This is a genomic window from Martinezella paranaensis, assembly GCF_014200235.1.
Lineage (GTDB): Bacteria > Pseudomonadota > Alphaproteobacteria > Rhizobiales > Rhizobiaceae > Rhizobium > Rhizobium paranaense.
This window is the reverse complement of record NZ_JACHBI010000001.1, coordinates 956,021-972,522: the sequence shown is the minus strand read 5'-3', so window position 1 is coordinate 972,522 and position 16,502 is coordinate 956,021. Positions and strand designations below refer to the sequence as shown.

At 59.9% G+C, this 16,502-nt stretch carries 11 protein-coding genes; 2 read left to right on the top strand and 9 right to left on the bottom strand.

The features are described from left to right. Positions 1 to 48 precede the first annotated feature (48 nt). The 6 genes from scpB to GGD50_RS04725 all read right to left on the bottom strand — a co-directional run bounded on the left by scpB (position 49) and on the right by GGD50_RS04725 (position 8,750). Positions 49 to 747, bottom strand: coding sequence for an SMC-Scp complex subunit ScpB (gene scpB / locus GGD50_RS04750; protein WP_107108134.1), 699 nt, complete (start codon positions 745 to 747; stop codon positions 49 to 51). A 40-nt stretch (positions 748 to 787) separates the two neighbouring features. Beyond that, positions 788 to 1,633, bottom strand: a complete 846-nt coding sequence (locus GGD50_RS04745; RefSeq protein ID WP_107107882.1) for a segregation and condensation protein A — start codon at positions 1,631 to 1,633, stop codon at positions 788 to 790. A 24-nt stretch (positions 1,634 to 1,657) separates the two neighbouring features. Continuing rightward, positions 1,658 to 2,671, bottom strand: coding sequence for a beta-N-acetylhexosaminidase (nagZ, locus tag GGD50_RS04740; RefSeq protein WP_107107881.1), 1,014 nt, complete (start codon positions 2,669 to 2,671; stop codon positions 1,658 to 1,660). Between the two features lie 113 nt (positions 2,672 to 2,784). Further along, complete coding sequence (locus tag GGD50_RS04735; RefSeq protein WP_107107880.1) at positions 2,785 to 5,655, bottom strand: SPOR domain-containing protein; 2,871 nt, start codon at positions 5,653 to 5,655, stop codon at positions 2,785 to 2,787. A 62-nt stretch (positions 5,656 to 5,717) separates the two neighbouring features. After that, a complete protein-coding gene (argS, locus tag GGD50_RS04730) occupies positions 5,718 to 7,478 on the bottom strand; it encodes an arginine--tRNA ligase (protein ID WP_107107879.1) in 1,761 nt (586 codons plus the stop codon). A 54-nt stretch (positions 7,479 to 7,532) separates the two neighbouring features. Beyond that, entirely contained in the window at positions 7,533 to 8,750 is a 1,218-nt protein-coding gene (locus tag GGD50_RS04725) for a deoxyguanosinetriphosphate triphosphohydrolase (protein ID WP_107107878.1), read from the bottom strand. A 312-nt stretch (positions 8,751 to 9,062) separates the two neighbouring features. Here GGD50_RS04725 and erpA point away from each other — a divergent pair, with 312 nt between their 5' ends. Next, positions 9,063 to 9,395, top strand: a complete 333-nt coding sequence (gene erpA, locus GGD50_RS04720; RefSeq protein ID WP_107107877.1) for an iron-sulfur cluster insertion protein ErpA — start codon at positions 9,063 to 9,065, stop codon at positions 9,393 to 9,395. A gap of 129 nt (positions 9,396 to 9,524) precedes the next feature. After that, positions 9,525 to 10,310, top strand: coding sequence for an exodeoxyribonuclease III (xth, locus tag GGD50_RS04715; RefSeq protein ID WP_107107876.1), 786 nt, complete (start codon positions 9,525 to 9,527; stop codon positions 10,308 to 10,310). Positions 10,311 to 10,426: 116 nt separating this feature from the next. On the opposite strand, the gene exoR is transcribed toward xth, so the two are convergent. From exoR to GGD50_RS04700, 3 genes are all read right to left on the bottom strand, one after another. Beyond that, positions 10,427 to 11,230 (bottom strand): exopolysaccharide production regulator ExoR, encoded by an 804-nt coding sequence (exoR, locus tag GGD50_RS04710; protein ID WP_107107875.1) that lies wholly within the window; start codon positions 11,228 to 11,230, stop codon positions 10,427 to 10,429. A gap of 706 nt (positions 11,231 to 11,936) precedes the next feature. After that, positions 11,937 to 13,190 carry an OmpP1/FadL family transporter gene (locus tag GGD50_RS04705; protein WP_107107874.1) on the bottom strand — a complete coding sequence of 418 codons (1,254 nt, stop codon included), beginning with the start codon at positions 13,188 to 13,190 and terminating at the stop codon, positions 11,937 to 11,939. A 412-nt stretch (positions 13,191 to 13,602) separates the two neighbouring features. Continuing rightward, entirely contained in the window at positions 13,603 to 16,446 is a 2,844-nt protein-coding gene (locus tag GGD50_RS04700; protein WP_107107873.1) for a valine--tRNA ligase, read from the bottom strand. Positions 16,447 to 16,502 lie beyond the last annotated feature (56 nt).

Here is a 16,502-nt window from a genome sequence, read left to right as displayed (position 1 = left end):
AGCTTTACCGCAGCCGATCGGCCCGTGGATGTGCTGGCAATGCCCGCTTCAGTCGTCCGAAGCGCCGCCTGGCGCCAGGAGACCGAGTTCCTCCAGATCCAGTTGCGTGATCGGATCTTCGTCCTCGGTCAATTCGTCGCTCATCAATGGCGACGGAATATTGAAATTGGCGGGAATACGGCCCGAAAGCAGCCCTGCCCCCTTCAATTCCTCGAGACCCGGCAGGTCGCGCAGCTCTTCCAGACCGAAATGATCGAGAAAATCTCGTGTCGTACCCAGCGTCACCGGCCGGCCCGGCGTGCGCCGCCGGCCGCGAAAGCGCACCCAGCCGGATTCCATCAGCACGTCCAGCGTCCCCTTTGACGTCTGGACGCCTCTGATATCTTCGATCTCGGCGCGCGTCACCGGCTGGTGATAGGCAATGATGGCCAGGACTTCGAGCGCGGCACGCGAGAGCTTCCGCACCTCATTGTCATCGCGGCGGATGACGAAGGAAAGATCGGCGGCGGTGCGAAACGCCCAGGCGCCGTCGATCTGTATCAGATTGACGCCACGGCTCGCGTAATCAGCCTTCAGACGCTGCATGATGGAGTGGACATCGACGCCGCGCGGGACGCGATCAGCGATGAAGCCTTCGGACACCGGCTGGGCGGACGCGAAGACAAGGGCCTCTGCGATGCGTTCGGCCTCACGGAAAAGGCCGGTGTCATCGTCCCGCACTGCCGGTGCAGCCGGTTCATCGTCCATGCGGTGATCGTCGTCCGGGCCGCTCACATTCGCTCCTGTTTTATTCCGCCGCCTCGAGTTCAGCATGGTTCGGTCCGCGCCGCATATAAAGCGGCTGAAACGCGCCGTCCTGGCGAATTTCCAGCTTACCCTCGCGCACGAGCTCCAGAGAGGCCGCAAAGGCGCTCGCGATGGCGGTAACCCGCTCGCTCGCGCTGGTCATATAGCGCAGCAGATAGTGTTCCAAGGCCGTCCAATCGGTGATCTCACCGATCATGCGGCTGAGAATCGTGCGGGCATCGACCAGCGACCAGACGCGGCGGCGCTCGATCGTCACCTGCGTGATCGCCTGACGCTGGCGCAGGCCAGCATAGGCGGTCAGCAGATCGTAGAGGCTGGCGTCATAGGCCGATTGGCGACGGTCGGGGATATGTTCGGGCGCTCCGCGGGCGAAGACGTCGCGGCCGAGACGATTGCGGTTGACGAGGCCAGTCGCCGCATCCCGCATGGCTTCGAGACGCTTCAGCCGGAAAGCGAGCGTCGCGGCCATTTCTTCGCCGGTCGGACCGTCTTCCTTGCTCTGCTGCGGAATGAGCAGCTTCGACTTGAGATAGGCGAGCCAGGCAGCCATGACGAGATAATCGGCCGCAAGCTCAATCCGGATCCGGCGGGCACGTTCAATGAACAACAGATATTGCTCGGCAAGCGCCAGCACGGAGATGCGCGACAGATCGACCTTTTGATTGCGGGCAAGATGCAGCAGAAGGTCGAGCGGGCCTTCGAAGCCGGCAATATCGACCACCAGCGCCGGCTCATGCATGCCGCGCTCGGTGCCATTGTCCTGCCACAGCTTGTCCATCGGCGCTTGCGCATGCAGGCTCTTTTCCGTGCCGTCCACCTTGTTCACCCGTCAGATCCCTGGAGTTCGGTCCTATGCCACTGCAAACATCGCGTCGAATTCGGCGCGGATCGAAGCCTCGTCGGCGCCGTCATTGCGGCCAAAAGCCGCCTCGACCGCTTTCGCGCGCGAAAGCGAGGTGCCGGTCAATGCCGGAACATTGCGCACCACCTGCCGCATCTCATCCATGACGCCGTTGCAATGCAGCACGATATCGCATCCGCCCGCAACAATATTCGCCGCACGCTCGCCGATTGTGCCGGCAAGAGCGTTCATCGAGGTATCGTCGGAGAGCAGCAGCCCCTGGAAGCCGATATGGCCGCGGATGATCTCGTCGATGACCTTGCGCGACGTGGTCGCCGGATTAGTGGGGTCGATATCGGTAAAGACGACATGGCAGGTCATTGCCATCAGTTCGTCCTTAAGCGCCACAAAAGGCGGAAAATCATGCGCCTCCAGCTCCGCGCGCGAGACCGTGACGACCGGCAATTCATGATGCGAATCGGCAAAACCACGGCCATGGCCCGGCATGTGCTTCATCACCGGCAGCACGCCGCCGGCCTTGAGCCCTTCGGCGGCAGCGCGTCCCATCTCCGTCACCGTCACGGGATCGCCGCCATAGGCGCGATTGCCGATGACGTTGCTCGATCCTTCGACCGGGACATCAAGCACCGGCAGGCAATCAACGTTGATGCCGAACTTCAGGAGATCGAAAGCATGCAGCCGCGACATCAGCCAGGCGGCGCGCAGGCCCTGTTCGCGGTTCTGGCTATAGATATCGCCCAGCGCCTGACCGGACGGATAGTGCGGTAGGATCGGCGGGCGGATGCGCTGCACCCTGCCCCCTTCCTGGTCGATCAACACCGGCGCATCGCGGCCGACGCTGTCGCGCAACGAAGCGACGAGATCGGCGATCTGCGCAGGCTCGGAAATGTTGCGTCCAAAGAGAATAAAGCCCCATGGCTGTTCCGACTGATAGAAGGAACGCTCTTCGGGCGTGATGGAATGGCCGCTACAGCCGAGGATCATGGATTTTGATTCGGTCATGTTCGAATCATAAAGGCCGCCCCGCGAAATGCGAATAACCTCAAACCGAGATACACAAAAGAAAACGGCGAGCCTTAGCCCGCCGTTTTCCACAATCGTTCGGCCTTGATCTCTTACTTCGAGATCAGGCAGGTGCCGCCTGCGGCGCGGTAACGCTGGCAGATGTCGGCAGCTTCATCCTTGGAGCCGGCGACGACGCGGACGCGATAGTAGGTGCCTTTCCCGGCGATATCGGCTTTACGAATTTCGAGCGGGTGGCCACCGATAACGCTGGCGAACTTGGTCTTCAGGTTGGCCTGCGACTTCTGCGCTTCCGCCTCGGAAGGCAGCGAAGCGATCTGCACGCCGTAAGCACCACCGGCACTTGCCGATGCAGCCGGAGCCGGCTGGGCCGCAGCCGGGGTCGCCGATGCGACCTGCTGAGGCTTCGGTTGAGCCGGAGCCGGGCGAGCGGCGGCATTATTCGTGGCAACGGCAGGGGCAGCCGCGGGAGCCTTGGCGGGCTGCTGTGCCGGACGCGATGTGGGAACCGGAGTGGTCTTCACAACACGGATCGGCGTGCTTTCGGCACTGGCCGCATCGCCATCGTCCGACTGAGCAGCGGCCGGTTGCGAGGCCTGCGTGTCTGCCGTCGACGGGCGAAGATCGGCGGAAGCGACCTGACTACCGACCGGCGGTTTTACGGCGGGCGTCTTCGGTGTCGAAGCCGGAGACGCTGCCGTCGTCGTATTGTCGACAGCCGGCTCCTCACGAGCAACCAGCGAGCCATCCGGCTTGACGATCATCGTGCGCACCTTGCGCGGCGACACCGAGGGGACCTGGGCGTCGTCGTTGGCGGCAGTGTTGGCATTGTTGCCGTTCTGGTTCGGCAGCAGCCTCGGATCCTCGGTTTCGCCGACCGGCGTCGGAGTGACCTGATCTTCGCTGCCATCGTCAGGCGACACGGATTCGGGGATCAAGGTCTTCTGGACGACATCTACCGGCTGTTCGTTGGAGGAAACCAGTTCCTTCTGCTTCGGCGCAGCAGTGCTGTCGCCGGCTACGCGGTCGTAAACAGCCTTGTCCTGATTGGGAACAACCGTGCCGCCTGGATTTTCCGGAGCGACCTTGACCGGATCGGCATCGGCCGTGATGACGCGCGGCTCGCCGGAGAAGCTCGAAATCGGCGAACCGTGACGAACCCAGCCGTAGACGCCGTAGGCGCCGAGACCCAGAACAGCGATGACCGCAGCGGCGGTCGCCATGCCACGGAACGAACGCGCCGGACGACGGCCGGCTACAGCCGCCGGGTTCAGCGTCATGCGGGCGACGTTGTCGACCGGATTGGAGGCTTCACGGTAGCTGCGGCGGAAGTCCTCTTCCAACGCCCGTTCGAACTCGTCGAACTCTTCGGCAGGCTGTTTGGCCGTCGGAGCGGGTTTTGCAGCCGCATTCTTGGACCAGGATGGAGTCGTCGTGCTGCCCAGGGCCGCGGCTACAGCCGGCTTGATCGGCTCGGGAGCAACTTCCTTGGCGGGCGAGCCAAATAGGCTTGCCATCTCCGAATCGATGTCGAAATCATATTCCGGCGGCACCACGATCGGCTCTTCCGGCTCGACCGGCGGCAGGTTCGGAACATGGGAGCCTTCGAAATTCTCGACGCGCTCTTCGGTATCGGAGATTTCGGACGGATCGAACGGCAGGGCCTGATCGGCATCGAGAACAGGCACGGCCTTGCGCGTCACCGGCGCTGCGGCAACGGCAGCCGGCGGAGCCGTATGCTGCGGAGCCGGCTCTGGGCGCGGGGATTGCATGAGGCTGGGCGCAGCCGCTGCGGCAGTCATTGCGGCGGCCGTGGCGACGGGAGCCGCTAGAGGCGCAGCCATCGGCGTCGCCCGAGAGACAACTGGAGCAGGCTGCGGCGCGGCCATGGGAGCAGGCGCCGGCTGCGGGATCGGAGCAGACTTGCTCGTTTCGGCGAAATCGAGCTCGGCGAGCTCCATCTCGATATCCGCGAGGTCGAACTCGAAGTCCTGGCCGGCGAAGGGATCGTCGGCTTCCAGAGCGATCGGTTTCGGCTCTTCGCGCTGCGGAGCCGAAACAACGGGAGCAGTCACTACTGCAGCGGGGACGTGCACAGGTGCTGCCGGCGCCTTGGGCTGCAGGTCGAAAATATCGAAGCTCGGTTCAACCTTCGCTTCCGGTGCGACGCCTCTGGCAGGAACCGGATAGCGGTCGACATCGGCCAGCAGATCGTCGATTTCAGCAGAAAGAGCCGCAGCATCCATCGGGACCGGCGCGACGGGCTCCGGCGCCTTGGCGAACGGTACGTCCGGTTGAGCCGCGACTGGCTGGGACTGAGGGGCGTCCAGCATCATCGGCAGATCGAAATCGAGCGCCGTTTCGATGGGTGATTGCGCCTGGACAAGAGGCGGCGCGACCGGAGCTTGCGCCACAGGCTTTGCTTGCGCCGGAGCCGCGACGGTGAAATTGGCAATCGGCAGCCGCACGGTGGCGGCAGCGGACTGCGGCGTCGGCGCAGGCTTTGGAGCCGGAGCTACCGCCTGCGGGGCCGGAACAGGCTGCGGAGCCGGTGCGGGCTGCAAGGCCGGCGCGATCGACATTTCGAGTTCGTCGATCAGATCGCGTGCACCGACCACTGGCTTGGCTGGAGCCACGGCCTGTGGCAACTCGACAAACTGGGGTTCCGTGCGCGCCGGCTCTACCGGATGCGAGAGCTGAGCTTCGCCGGCAAAAGGCTGATCTTCCGGCGAAACCGGAATGTCATCAGCAGGACTCAAACGAGGCGCATCATAGCGTTCGAATTCTCGCAAGAGTTCATCTTCGAGATCGAAGGCCGGCTCTTGTCGCTGAGTTGCGGGCGCCGCCTGCGCGGCAGGCCGCGGCTCGAAACCGACGATGCGGGCGAGTTCGGCAAGCGGATCATCATCCGCAAAGAACTCGTCGTTTCCGCTTGCGCGATACGCCAACTGTTTTTCTGCCATCACCCAATCCACTCGCAAACGCTACAGATAAATGCCAGCGCAATGTGGGTAAATGGTGACGTTTATCGCATTTCATCCGGTGCTGCGGTCCCGGTTATACCAAGACCTGACTTCAAAACCGACGCGACAGCGTGCACCAGCCCAAGTCTGGCAATGCTTAATTCTCGGTTCTTATCGTTAACAAATCGTAATTCAGGTAAATCTTTACCTTTATTCCAATGTCCGTGGAAGGAACTTGCCAGATCGTAAAGATAAAAAGCGATGCGGTGAGGCTCCTGCGACTGAGCTGCAGCCTCGACGATTCGCGGGAATTCCGCAATCTTCGCAATCAACTGTAATTCGGCCGGATCGGAGATCGTGCCGCTGACCGCTTTTGCCAGATCGAGCGAGGCAATATCGAGATCCGGGAAGGCTTCCTTAGCCTGCCGGAAGACCGACATGCAGCGCGCATGGGCATATTGCACGTAGAAGACCGGATTGTCCCTGGACTGTTCCGTCACCTTGGCGAAGTCGAAGTCCAAGGGCTCTGAATTTTTCCGGTACAGCATCATGAACCGCACGGAATCACGGCCGACCTCTTCGACGACATCACGCAGCGTGACGAAATCGCCGGAGCGCTTCGACATCTTCACTGGCTCGCCGTTGCGGAACAGCTTGACGAGCTGGCACAGCAGCACCGTCAGCTTCGCCTGACCATCCGAGACCCCGCGCGCCACGGCTTCCAGCCGCTTGACGTAGCCGCCATGGTCGGCGCCGAGAATATAGATCATCTCGTTGAAGCCGCGGTCGAACTTATTCTTGAAGTAAGCGACATCGGCGGCGAAATAGGTATAGGAACCATCCGACTTGATCAGCGGCCGGTCGATATCGTCACCCACTTCCGTCGAACGGAACAGGGTCTGCTCGCGGTCTTCCCAATCTTCCGGCAACTGTCCCTTCGGCGGCGGCAGCGCACCCTTGTAGACATATCCCTTAAAGGTCAGGTCGTTGATCGCAGTGCGGATCAGGGCCGCGCCATTGGCGTGCAACGTCCTCTCGGAGAAGAAGACGTCATGATGGACGTTCAACGCTTCCAGGTCAGAACGGATCATCGCCATCATCGCATCGATGGCACGCTCCTTGATGATCGGCAGCCACTGGTCTTCCGGCATGCCCCGAAGCTTGGTGCCGAATTCCTTCGCCAGCGCTTCACCGACCGGAACAAGATAGTCGCCGGGATAAAGGCCCGCCGGGATGTCGCCGACCTGCTCGCCGAGTGCCTCGCGGTAACGGAGGAAGACCGAGCGCGCCAGCACGTCGATCTGCGAACCGGCGTCGTTGATGTAATATTCCTTGGTGACATCATAGCCGGCAAAACCGAGCAGATTCGCCAGCGCATCGCCGACGACGGCGCCGCGGCAATGGCCGACATGCATCGGCCCCGTCGGATTGGCGGAGACATATTCGACATTGACCTTCTGGCCGGCACCAAGGGTCGAGCGCCCGAAATTCTGGCCTTCGGAGATCATCGTCGCCAGCAGGCGCTGCCAATAACCGACCGAAAGGCGAATATTGATGAAGCCTGGGCCGGCTACCGAAACCTCGGCAACATCGGCATCTTCTTTCAGCTTGGTGATGATGATCTCAGCGAGCGCGCGCGGATTCGTGCCGAGCGGCTTCGACAGCACCATGGCCGCATTGGTGGCGACATCGCCATGGCTAGCGTCTCGCGGCGGCTCCACGCCGACACGTCCGAAGTCGAGTTCGGATCGCTTTTCTTTCACAATATCAATTTGTTCCAGAGCGTTCTTAATTCTGACTTCGAAATCGGTGAAAAGGTTCATCATATTGTCCACGCATAGCTTGGGCGGGCCCTGTCGGCCCGACGCCGCCGCTGCCTACCGCAAATCGGGAGTCTGGTCAAACAAACGCCTGTGGGCACTGATGGCATAGGTATCGGTCATGCCGGCCAGGTAGTCGCCGACATGACGGGCCTTGGCGGCAACGGCGAGGCCGGCAATATGGTCTACCCAATAGTGGCTCTGCATCTCCTGCGGATTGCCCATATAGGCTTGGAACAGATCAGTGACGATCTGCGCGGCACCGGCGCGGATGCGCATGATATCCGGATGGCGGTAGATGCGCTTGAAGAGCATCTGCTTGATCTGCTTGTCCGTCTCGGCCATTTCCGCAGAGAAGGTGGCGATGATGCGGCCGGCGGCGCGGATATCGGCAACGCTGCCCGGTCTGATCTCGCTGAGCGCTTGTTGCGAAACGGAGATCACGTCCTCCACCATGCGGGTGATTTGCCGGCGCATGATCTCATGGGTGAAGCGGCTCGGCTCCAGATGCGGATAGAGCGCCCTCACCTCGGCCATCAGCGCCGAAAGAAATGGAATTTCCTCCAGCATATCGAAGTTCAGATAGCCGGAGCGCAGGCCGTCATCGATGTCATGCGTATTGTAAGCGATGTCGTCGGCGATCGCCGCGACCTGGGCCTCGAGGCTGGCAAAAGTCGCGATTTCCAGATCGTGGATTTCGCAATAATCGAGAATCGGTTGCGGCACCGGGCCGCGCGTTCCCTGGCCATCTGATGTCAGCAGCGGACCGTTGTGCTTGACCAGTCCTTCCAATGTCTCCCAGGTGAGGTTCAAGCCATCGAATTCGGCGTAACGCCGCTCGAGCTTAGTCACGATCCGCAGCGATTGCGCATTGTGGTCGAAGCCGCCATAGGGCAGCAGCACCTCGTGCAGCGCGTCTTCGCCGGTATGGCCGAAGGGGGTGTGGCCAAAATCGTGGACGAGCGCCACGCCTTCGGCGAGATCCTCATCGAGCTTCAGTGCGCGCGCCAAGGCGCGGGCAATCTGCGCCACCTCGATAGTATGCGTCAGACGCGTACGGTAGTGATCGCCATCCTGCGCGATGAAGACCTGCGTCTTGTGCTTCAGCCGCCGGAAAGCGGTCGTATGGACGATGCGGTCGCGGTCGCGTTGGAAATCGGAACGCGTCGGGCTCGACCCCTCTTCGTAAAGCCGTCCACGCGATTCCCTGGGATCGGTCGCATAGATAGCCCGCTCACCATAACCGAAACCCAATGCATGCCTGTCGATCGTCATTATCCATCCATTCCGGCTTCAGAACGCCGCATTCGATTGAACGCGCAAAGGCCGCTCCATTCCCTCTAATCCAAAGCATCGTCTCCGCATTTTGATGATGCCATTCCAATACGGGATGCTCTGGCCCATTGACGCCGCTTTACGGCCTTCATACCTATACCGGAGAGAAACAGCAAAATGGCGCATGGCTCAACCCTATAACCATAGCTGTCACCGAGCGCACTTTCATGATAAAGGCTATGGATATCAGCCGTTTGAAAGTCGGACGGCCCATTGGTTCTCTCCGGATCTTGACCCCGGCAGGAGGAAGGCATGACTGAGACAAGTGTAACTCTATCGGACGCAGCGGCAAAGCGAATCGCCGCGATCGTCAGCGCCGAGGCCGGCAAGCGAGCGCTCCGCGTCGCCGTCGAAGGTGGCGGCTGCTCCGGATTCTCCTATAAATTCGATCTTGTCGACGGACCACAAGACGATGATATCGTTGTCAAAAAAGACAACGCTACGGTCCTGATCGACCAATTGTCGCTGGTTTACATGGCGGGCTCCGAGATCGACTTCGTCGACAATCTGCTTGGCCAGTCCTTTCAGATCAAGAATCCGAATGCGGTCGCAAGCTGCGGCTGCGGCACGAGTTTTTCGATCTAAGGCTCCTGTTTTTCCAACGATGAATCACCGGCCGGAAGCTGTTGCTTACGGCCGGTTTTCGTTTGAACGGGTGGCCAAGGCCGTCTGCTGCGGATAAAAGAAAAATCAAAGCAGAGGAGCCTTCCCTTCATGAAGATCGCCACCTGGAACATCAACGGCGTCAAGGCGCGTATCGAGAACCTATGCCAGTGGCTGAAGGACTCCGATCCGGACATCGTTTGCCTGCAGGAGATCAAGACAGTCGACGAAGGATTTCCGCGCTTCGAGATCGAGGCGCTCGGCTATCACGTCGAAACGCATGGCCAGAAGGGCTTCAACGGCGTCGCGATCCTGTCCAAGATGAAGCCCGACGAAGTGACCCGTGGCTTGCCCGGCGACGAGGCCGACGAACAGTCCCGCTTCATCGAAGCGGTGTTTTCCGTGCCGGAACATGGCGCGTTTCGCGTCTGCTGCCTGTATCTGCCGAACGGCAATCCCATCGATACGGAAAAATATCCCTATAAGCTCGCCTGGATGGAGCGCCTGCGGAAATTCGCAGTCAGCCGCCTGGCACTGGAGGAGCCAACAATCCTCGCCGGCGACTATAACGTCATTCCGGAACCGCATGATTGTTTCGATCCCAAGGTCTGGGAAAACGATGCGCTGTTCCTGCCGCAAACCCGGCAGGCTTTTCGACAGCTCGAACATCTCGGCTTCACCGATGCGGTGCGCGCCACAACGGATGAGATCAAGCTCTATTCCTTTTGGGATTACCAGGCCGGCGCCTGGCCGAAGAACAACGGCATTCGCATCGATCACCTGATGCTATCGCCGGAAGCGGCCGATCGCCTGACCTCGGCTGCAATCGAAAAGCATGTGCGCGCCTGGGAAAAGCCGTCGGACCACGTTCCCGTCATCGCGCACTTCGATTTCTAGAGCAATTCCAGGAAAAGTGCGAAGCGGTTTTCCGCCTGGAATGCGTAAAAACAAAGAGATAGAGCGGGAAAGCGATTCCGTTAAACGCTGAACCGCTCTAGGCCTGAAATCGGAGATTATTCGGCGCCGGCGACATCCAGTTGATGCGCCATGGACACGGCGACGCGACGGTCATCCTCGTTGGCGATCGAGAAGGCCTGCTCCTGCAGGTCCTGCATCCACGTACAATCCTTCGGCTTGCACTTGTCGAGCGCCGCCGTCATGAAGGCGAGGCCACGCACGGACTGGCCCTCCTGGAAGAGAATATTGCCGAAGACGGCCATTGCGCCGGGATGGCCGCTCTTACGGGCCTGGTTCAGCCACTTCTTGGCCTGCTGCACATTGGCTGCGCCGCCCTCACCCGCCAGCATCATCTGCGCAAGCTGGAACTGCGCCTCCGGAACGCCAAAGGTCGATGCGACCTGGAAATAGAGCTGGCGTGCCTGATTGAGATCGATCTTGACCGGGCTGTTGGCAATGCCGGTCTTGTAATAGTTGGCGAGTGCGAGCAGCGCGTTGATGAAGAAGCCGGTATCTTCGGAGCCGGGCTCCACACCCTGCTGGGCGATCTCGCTATAGATCTTGAAGGCCTCGAAATTGTCCTGGGTCACGCCATCCCCGTCGGCATACATATTGGCGAGCGCCCAACGCGAGCCAGTGTGGCCCTTCTCGGCGGCGTAACGATAGGCTTCGACCGCCTCTTCCTTCTGGCCGTTCTTGTAGGCCCGGAAGCCGAACTTGAAGAGATCGAAAGGCCCCGATTCCTTGGTGACACCCGCATTGATGTCGAATGCCAGGGCCTGGCCTGCGAGCGCCACCGAAGTGGCAAGCGACAGGCTGAGCATCATCATTCTCGCTGATATGAACTCGGACTTAAACATAACAGTCGATTTCTTTCGCTCCATTCGCATCCGCAACGGTGATCCCACCTGCACCGTAAGGCCTGCGAATGTATTCCCTACCGGCACGTAAACCAGCGAGATCCCCATTTAAGGAAGTCTGCAGGGTACCAGCCCAACACCGTTCGCCACATTTCCGAGCGTAGTCTGAAATTATGTCCAAACGAGCATCCACGCTGGCACGATCACATTTCGCTCTTGAAGCAGCCCGCCGCTTTACTGTCGAAAAAGAGAGACTTGCGATCGAACGAGTTCTTGATTCCTTCGGGAAATAATGCGTTTCCGGCGGCATCGTGAACGCCGTCGTTCCGATCCCGGATTGCTCTTTTTCCTGAGGTGTAAACTGACCCATCAACCGTTTACGCACTTTCCACTAAGGCTTGCCCCTTTGCCCGCATAATCGGTGCTCCCCATTTGTGGCGGGAAATGGACAAATTGGGCGCCGGATACACGCCCGTAATCTGTTGAAATAAAGTGTTGCCGATTCGTCACAAAGAGTTTGCCGATCTTGAGGTTTCGTTAACCACGAAACGGTAGGCGGGACGATTTTGCGGGTCGTCTTTGAGAATGGCTGAGCGCTGAAGCTGGTATTAAAACGCCGCGAGACCGAAAAGGGCTCGCGGCGCGGGAATCGCTGGAAGCGGCGAGGATCAACCCTCGGAACTTGCTTCAGCTCAATGGTTTAGGCTCAGAATCTGACCTTCATCGACGTCGACAGCGCAGCGACCAAATCGTTGCCGAAGCTATAGGTCGCATCATCGCCATAGGTGATGCCGTTGGAGGTGATTTCGCCGGATTTGCCGCTGGTCAGCAGGCCCAGCGCGCCGGCGAAGGTGAACTCGACATGCTCGGTGGGTTTGTAGGAAACGCCGGCGCCGAGCGTCCAGGTGTCCGAGCTCAGGCCGTAACCCTGGCTGGTGCCACGATCCCAGCTCAAGCTGAGCGCGCCGCTCCATTGGTCATTGAACTTGTGGCCGATACCGCCGGTGATCGTCCAGCCGTCCTGATAGAGCAGATCGAGTGAGGTGAGCTCAGTCGCACCACCCGTATGGCAGGATATGCCCCGCGTCGAGGTCGGGCAAAGCGCGATGCTCTGCAGAACGCTCCAGTTGGTCCATTTGACCGAACCGAATGCCAGCCAGTCCGGCGCGATGCCGGTCTGCACCTTCCATTCCAGCGAGTCCGGCGCATCGGCTGAACCGAAGACAGAGGTGGATTTGCCGAAGAACGCACGGACGGGCGGCAGTTCCGTCAGATCGACGGTGCCCTTGAGGTTATCGTATTTGACCCGGCTGTTATAAACGAGGCTGGTACGGAGGGCGTATTCCGGGATCTCATAAGCGAGACCGGCGCGCCAGCCCCAGCCATGGCCATCGACATCCAGCGAGCCGACACCATCATAGACAGCGGAAAACGGAGCAGGAACGACGGAAACCAGACGGGACTTGAAGCCGCTGACTTCCTGATAGAAGCCGCCGCCGATCAGGCGCAATTGACCCGGACCGGCATCGAACTTGTAGGAGCACGTCGCCGCGTAATTGTGCGTACGCACCTTGGTTTCGATTTCATTGTTGGCGCCGGCCCAGTTCAAGCCCGGATTTGTATGGGCGCCGAACGGCTCGGAATAATCGGCCATGCAATCGATGTCGTCGGTGATGCCGATCTTGAAGCCGATATAGGGCACGGCGTAATTTTCGGTGGCATCGGCCGAATTCGGGCGGCCATTGAGGTTGCCGTCCGCCGCATTGATGTCCTTTGCATTCTTCAGCTTGCGATCGGGCATTACATAGGTCACGCCGGACTCGAAAACGTAACGCCCCTTATCGAAGAGCAAGTCGATATCGTAGCCAGCACGATCGAGCCCGCCCGCAAAAGCGGCGCTGGCGAATGACGAGCTGATAATGAATGCAAATGCGCCCCTCAGCGCAATACGAAATGCCATTGTGTCTCCCCCACTTGCGTATTCGTTGATCCGATTGTTGCGACGATCACCCGAATTGGCAATGCGGCGCCGGCTATCCACAATGTTGCGACATATTGACTGACTTACGTAAGAAAGTGATCTGCACGCCCAATCACAGCCAAGTTTAGGCATTTTTGCTTCTCTAATGTTTATTAGGGGCCCCAAGTAGATTATTATTCCTCATAGCAACAGTTCTGTTACAATCTGACAACAGTCTTGCTTTTCAAGAAACCCTACCAATTTAGGGGTAACCATTCTTACCTGTGCGAAGCTGGAGCGCCCCAAAAAGCGACGCAATTTTTTTGACGCTTGCCGCCGAATCAGCAGCGCAACAAAAAAGGGCACGCTGCCCTTGGCAGCGTACCCTTAAATCAAGATTGTTACAGGTTCTTCAGCCGGCTTCGCTGACCCTTTCAAGCGCCACTTTGAGGCTCGAAAGCTGGCCTTCGAGTTCGCTCAGGCGCTCGCGTTCGGCGGAGACGATATCCGGATTGGCATTGGCGACGAACTTCTCGTTCGAGAGCTTGCCGACGATGCGGGCAATCTCCTGTTCGTTCTTGGCGATCCCCTTTTCGAGACGTGCCTTTTCGGCAGCGAGGTCGATGAGACTGCCGAGCGGCAGGCAGGCGGTGGCTTCGCCGACGACGATCTGGGCTGCGCCCTTCGGTGCTGTGTCGGAAAGCGAAATCGCCTCGACACGCGCCAGCCGCTTGATCGCCGCGTCGTGGCGGAACAGCCGCTCCCGCGTCAGGCTATTGGCGCCAACGAGCACCAGCGGCGCGGTGGCGGCGGGCGGCACGTTCATTTCCGAGCGTACGGAGCGCAAACCTGAAACGAGATCGATCAGCCAGTTGATCTCATCGGCGGCGACATCGTCGGCATAGGACGGTGCCGGCCAATCGGCATGGCAGATCAGGCCATCGCGTTCCCTGCCTTCGCCTGCCGTATGCGCCCACAGCTCTTCCGTCATGAAGGGCATGAAGGGATGCAGCAGCTTGTAGGTTTCTTCGAGAACGTAGGCGGCGCAGGATTGTGCTTCCGACTTGGCGTTCTCATCGTCACCATTGAACACAGGTTTCAGCAGTTCAAGATACCAGTCGCAGAACTGATTCCAGATGAAGCGATAAAGCGAACCGGCGGCATCGTTGAAGCGATAGGCTTCCAACGCTTCGGTAACGTCCCGCTCGGTGCGGGCCAGTTCCGTCAGGATCCAGCGATTGATGGTGAGCTCGGCGGCTTCCGGCACGAAATGCGGATCGCTCTTGGCACCGTTCATCTCGGCGAAGCGCGTGGCGTTCCACAGCTTGGTGCCGAAATTGCGGTAACCGGCGATACGGGCCGGATCGAGCTTCACGTCGCGGCCCTGCGCCGCCATGATCGCCAGCGTAAAGCGCAGCGAATCGGCGCCATACTGGTCGATGAGTTCGAGCGGATCGATGACGTTGCCCTTGGATTTCGACATCTTCTGCCCGTTCTTGTCGCGCACCAGGGCGTGAACATAGACCGTGCTGAACGGCTCGACGGGGTCGCCGTTTTCGTCTTCCATGAAATGCAGGCCCATCATCATCATGCGGGCGACCCAGAAGAAGATGATATCGAAGCCGGTGACGAGAACATTCGTCGGATAGTAGCGCGCAAGCTCCGGCGTCTTGTCCGGCCAGCCGAGCGTCGAGAACGGCCAGAGTGCCGAGGAGAACCATGTATCGAGCACGTCTTCGTCGCGCGTCAGGATTTCGCCCGGCTTGAAGTTCTCCAGCAGGTCCTCGACATAGGCCTTCATCGGCCCTTCATGCGACAGATAGTGCTGGATAGCAGCCTGCAGCGCCTCTTCCTCTGTCTTTTCGACGAACACCTGACCATCCGGGCCATACCATGCCGGGATCTGATGCCCCCACCAGAGCTGGCGGGAAATGCACCAGGGCTGAATGTTCTCCATCCAATCGTAATAGGTCTTGTCCCAGCTCTTCGGGACGAGCTTGGTACGCCCTTCGCGAACGGAGGCGATCGCCGGTTCGGCAAGCGTCTTGGCATCGACATACCATTGTTCGGTCAAGCGCGGTTCGATCGGAACGCCACCACGGTCGCCATGCGGAATGGTGTGCTTGTGCGGCTCGATCTTGTCGAGCAGGCCGGCCTCTTCGAAGATGCGGACAATGATCTTGCGGGCTTCGAAACGATCCTTGCCTTCAAGCTCATCCCAGGCACCATGTAGTGCTGCCGGATTGTCGAGACCTTCGAGGAAATCCTCGTTGTCCTTGATGGTGACGCGGGCATCCGGCGTCAAGATGTTGACGACGCGAAGGCCGCGACGCTTGCCGACGTCGAAGTCGTTGAAATCATGCGCGGGCGTCATCTTGACGGCGCCCGTGCCTGCGGTCGGATCCGGATATTCGTCGGCAACGATCGGGATGCTCCGGCCGACGATCGGCAGGATAACGTGCTTGCCGACGATTGCCTTGTAACGCTCGTCACTCGGATGAACGGCTATGCCGGTATCGCCGAGCATGGTCTCCGGGCGGGTGGTGGCGACGACGAGATAGTCGCGCGTCTCCCATTCCGTCGGCTTGCCTTCTTCATTGAAAGCGATGGGATGCTGATAGGTAACGCCTTCTTCGAGCGGATAGCGCAGATGCCAGAGATAGCCGTTGACCTCATGCTGCTCGACTTCGATATCCGAAATCGCCGTCAGCATTTTCGGATCCCAGTTGACCAGCCGCTTGTCGCGATAGATCAGGCCTTCCTTGTAAAGCGTGACGAAGACTTCAAGAACTGCCTTTGACAGGCCCTCGTCCATGGTGAAGCGTTCGCGCGACCAGTCACAGGAGGCCCCGAGGCGCTTCAACTGGTTGAAGATCAAACCGCCCGATTCCGCCTTCCATTCCCAGACCTTTTCGATGAAGGCGTCACGACCCATGTCGCGGCGGCCCGGCTGCTGCCTCTCCATCAACTGGCGCTCGACGACCATCTGCGTAGCGATGCCGGCATGGTCCATGCCCGGCTGCCAGAGCACATCCTTGCCCCGCATGCGCTCGAACCGCACCATGATGTCCTGCAGCGTGTTGTTCAGCGCATGGCCCATATGCAGCGAACCGGTGACGTTCGGAGGCGGAATGACAATCGCGAAGGTTTCCGCACCTGGCTTCGCGTTCGCACCGGCGCGAAAGGCGTCGGCATCATCCCATTTCTGGGCGATTTTCGGTTCGACGGCGGCGGAATCATAAGTTTTGTCGAGCATTTGGGGACCGGATCTGGAGGGTTCGGTGATGCGGGTTGTAAATAGGATGGTCGCGG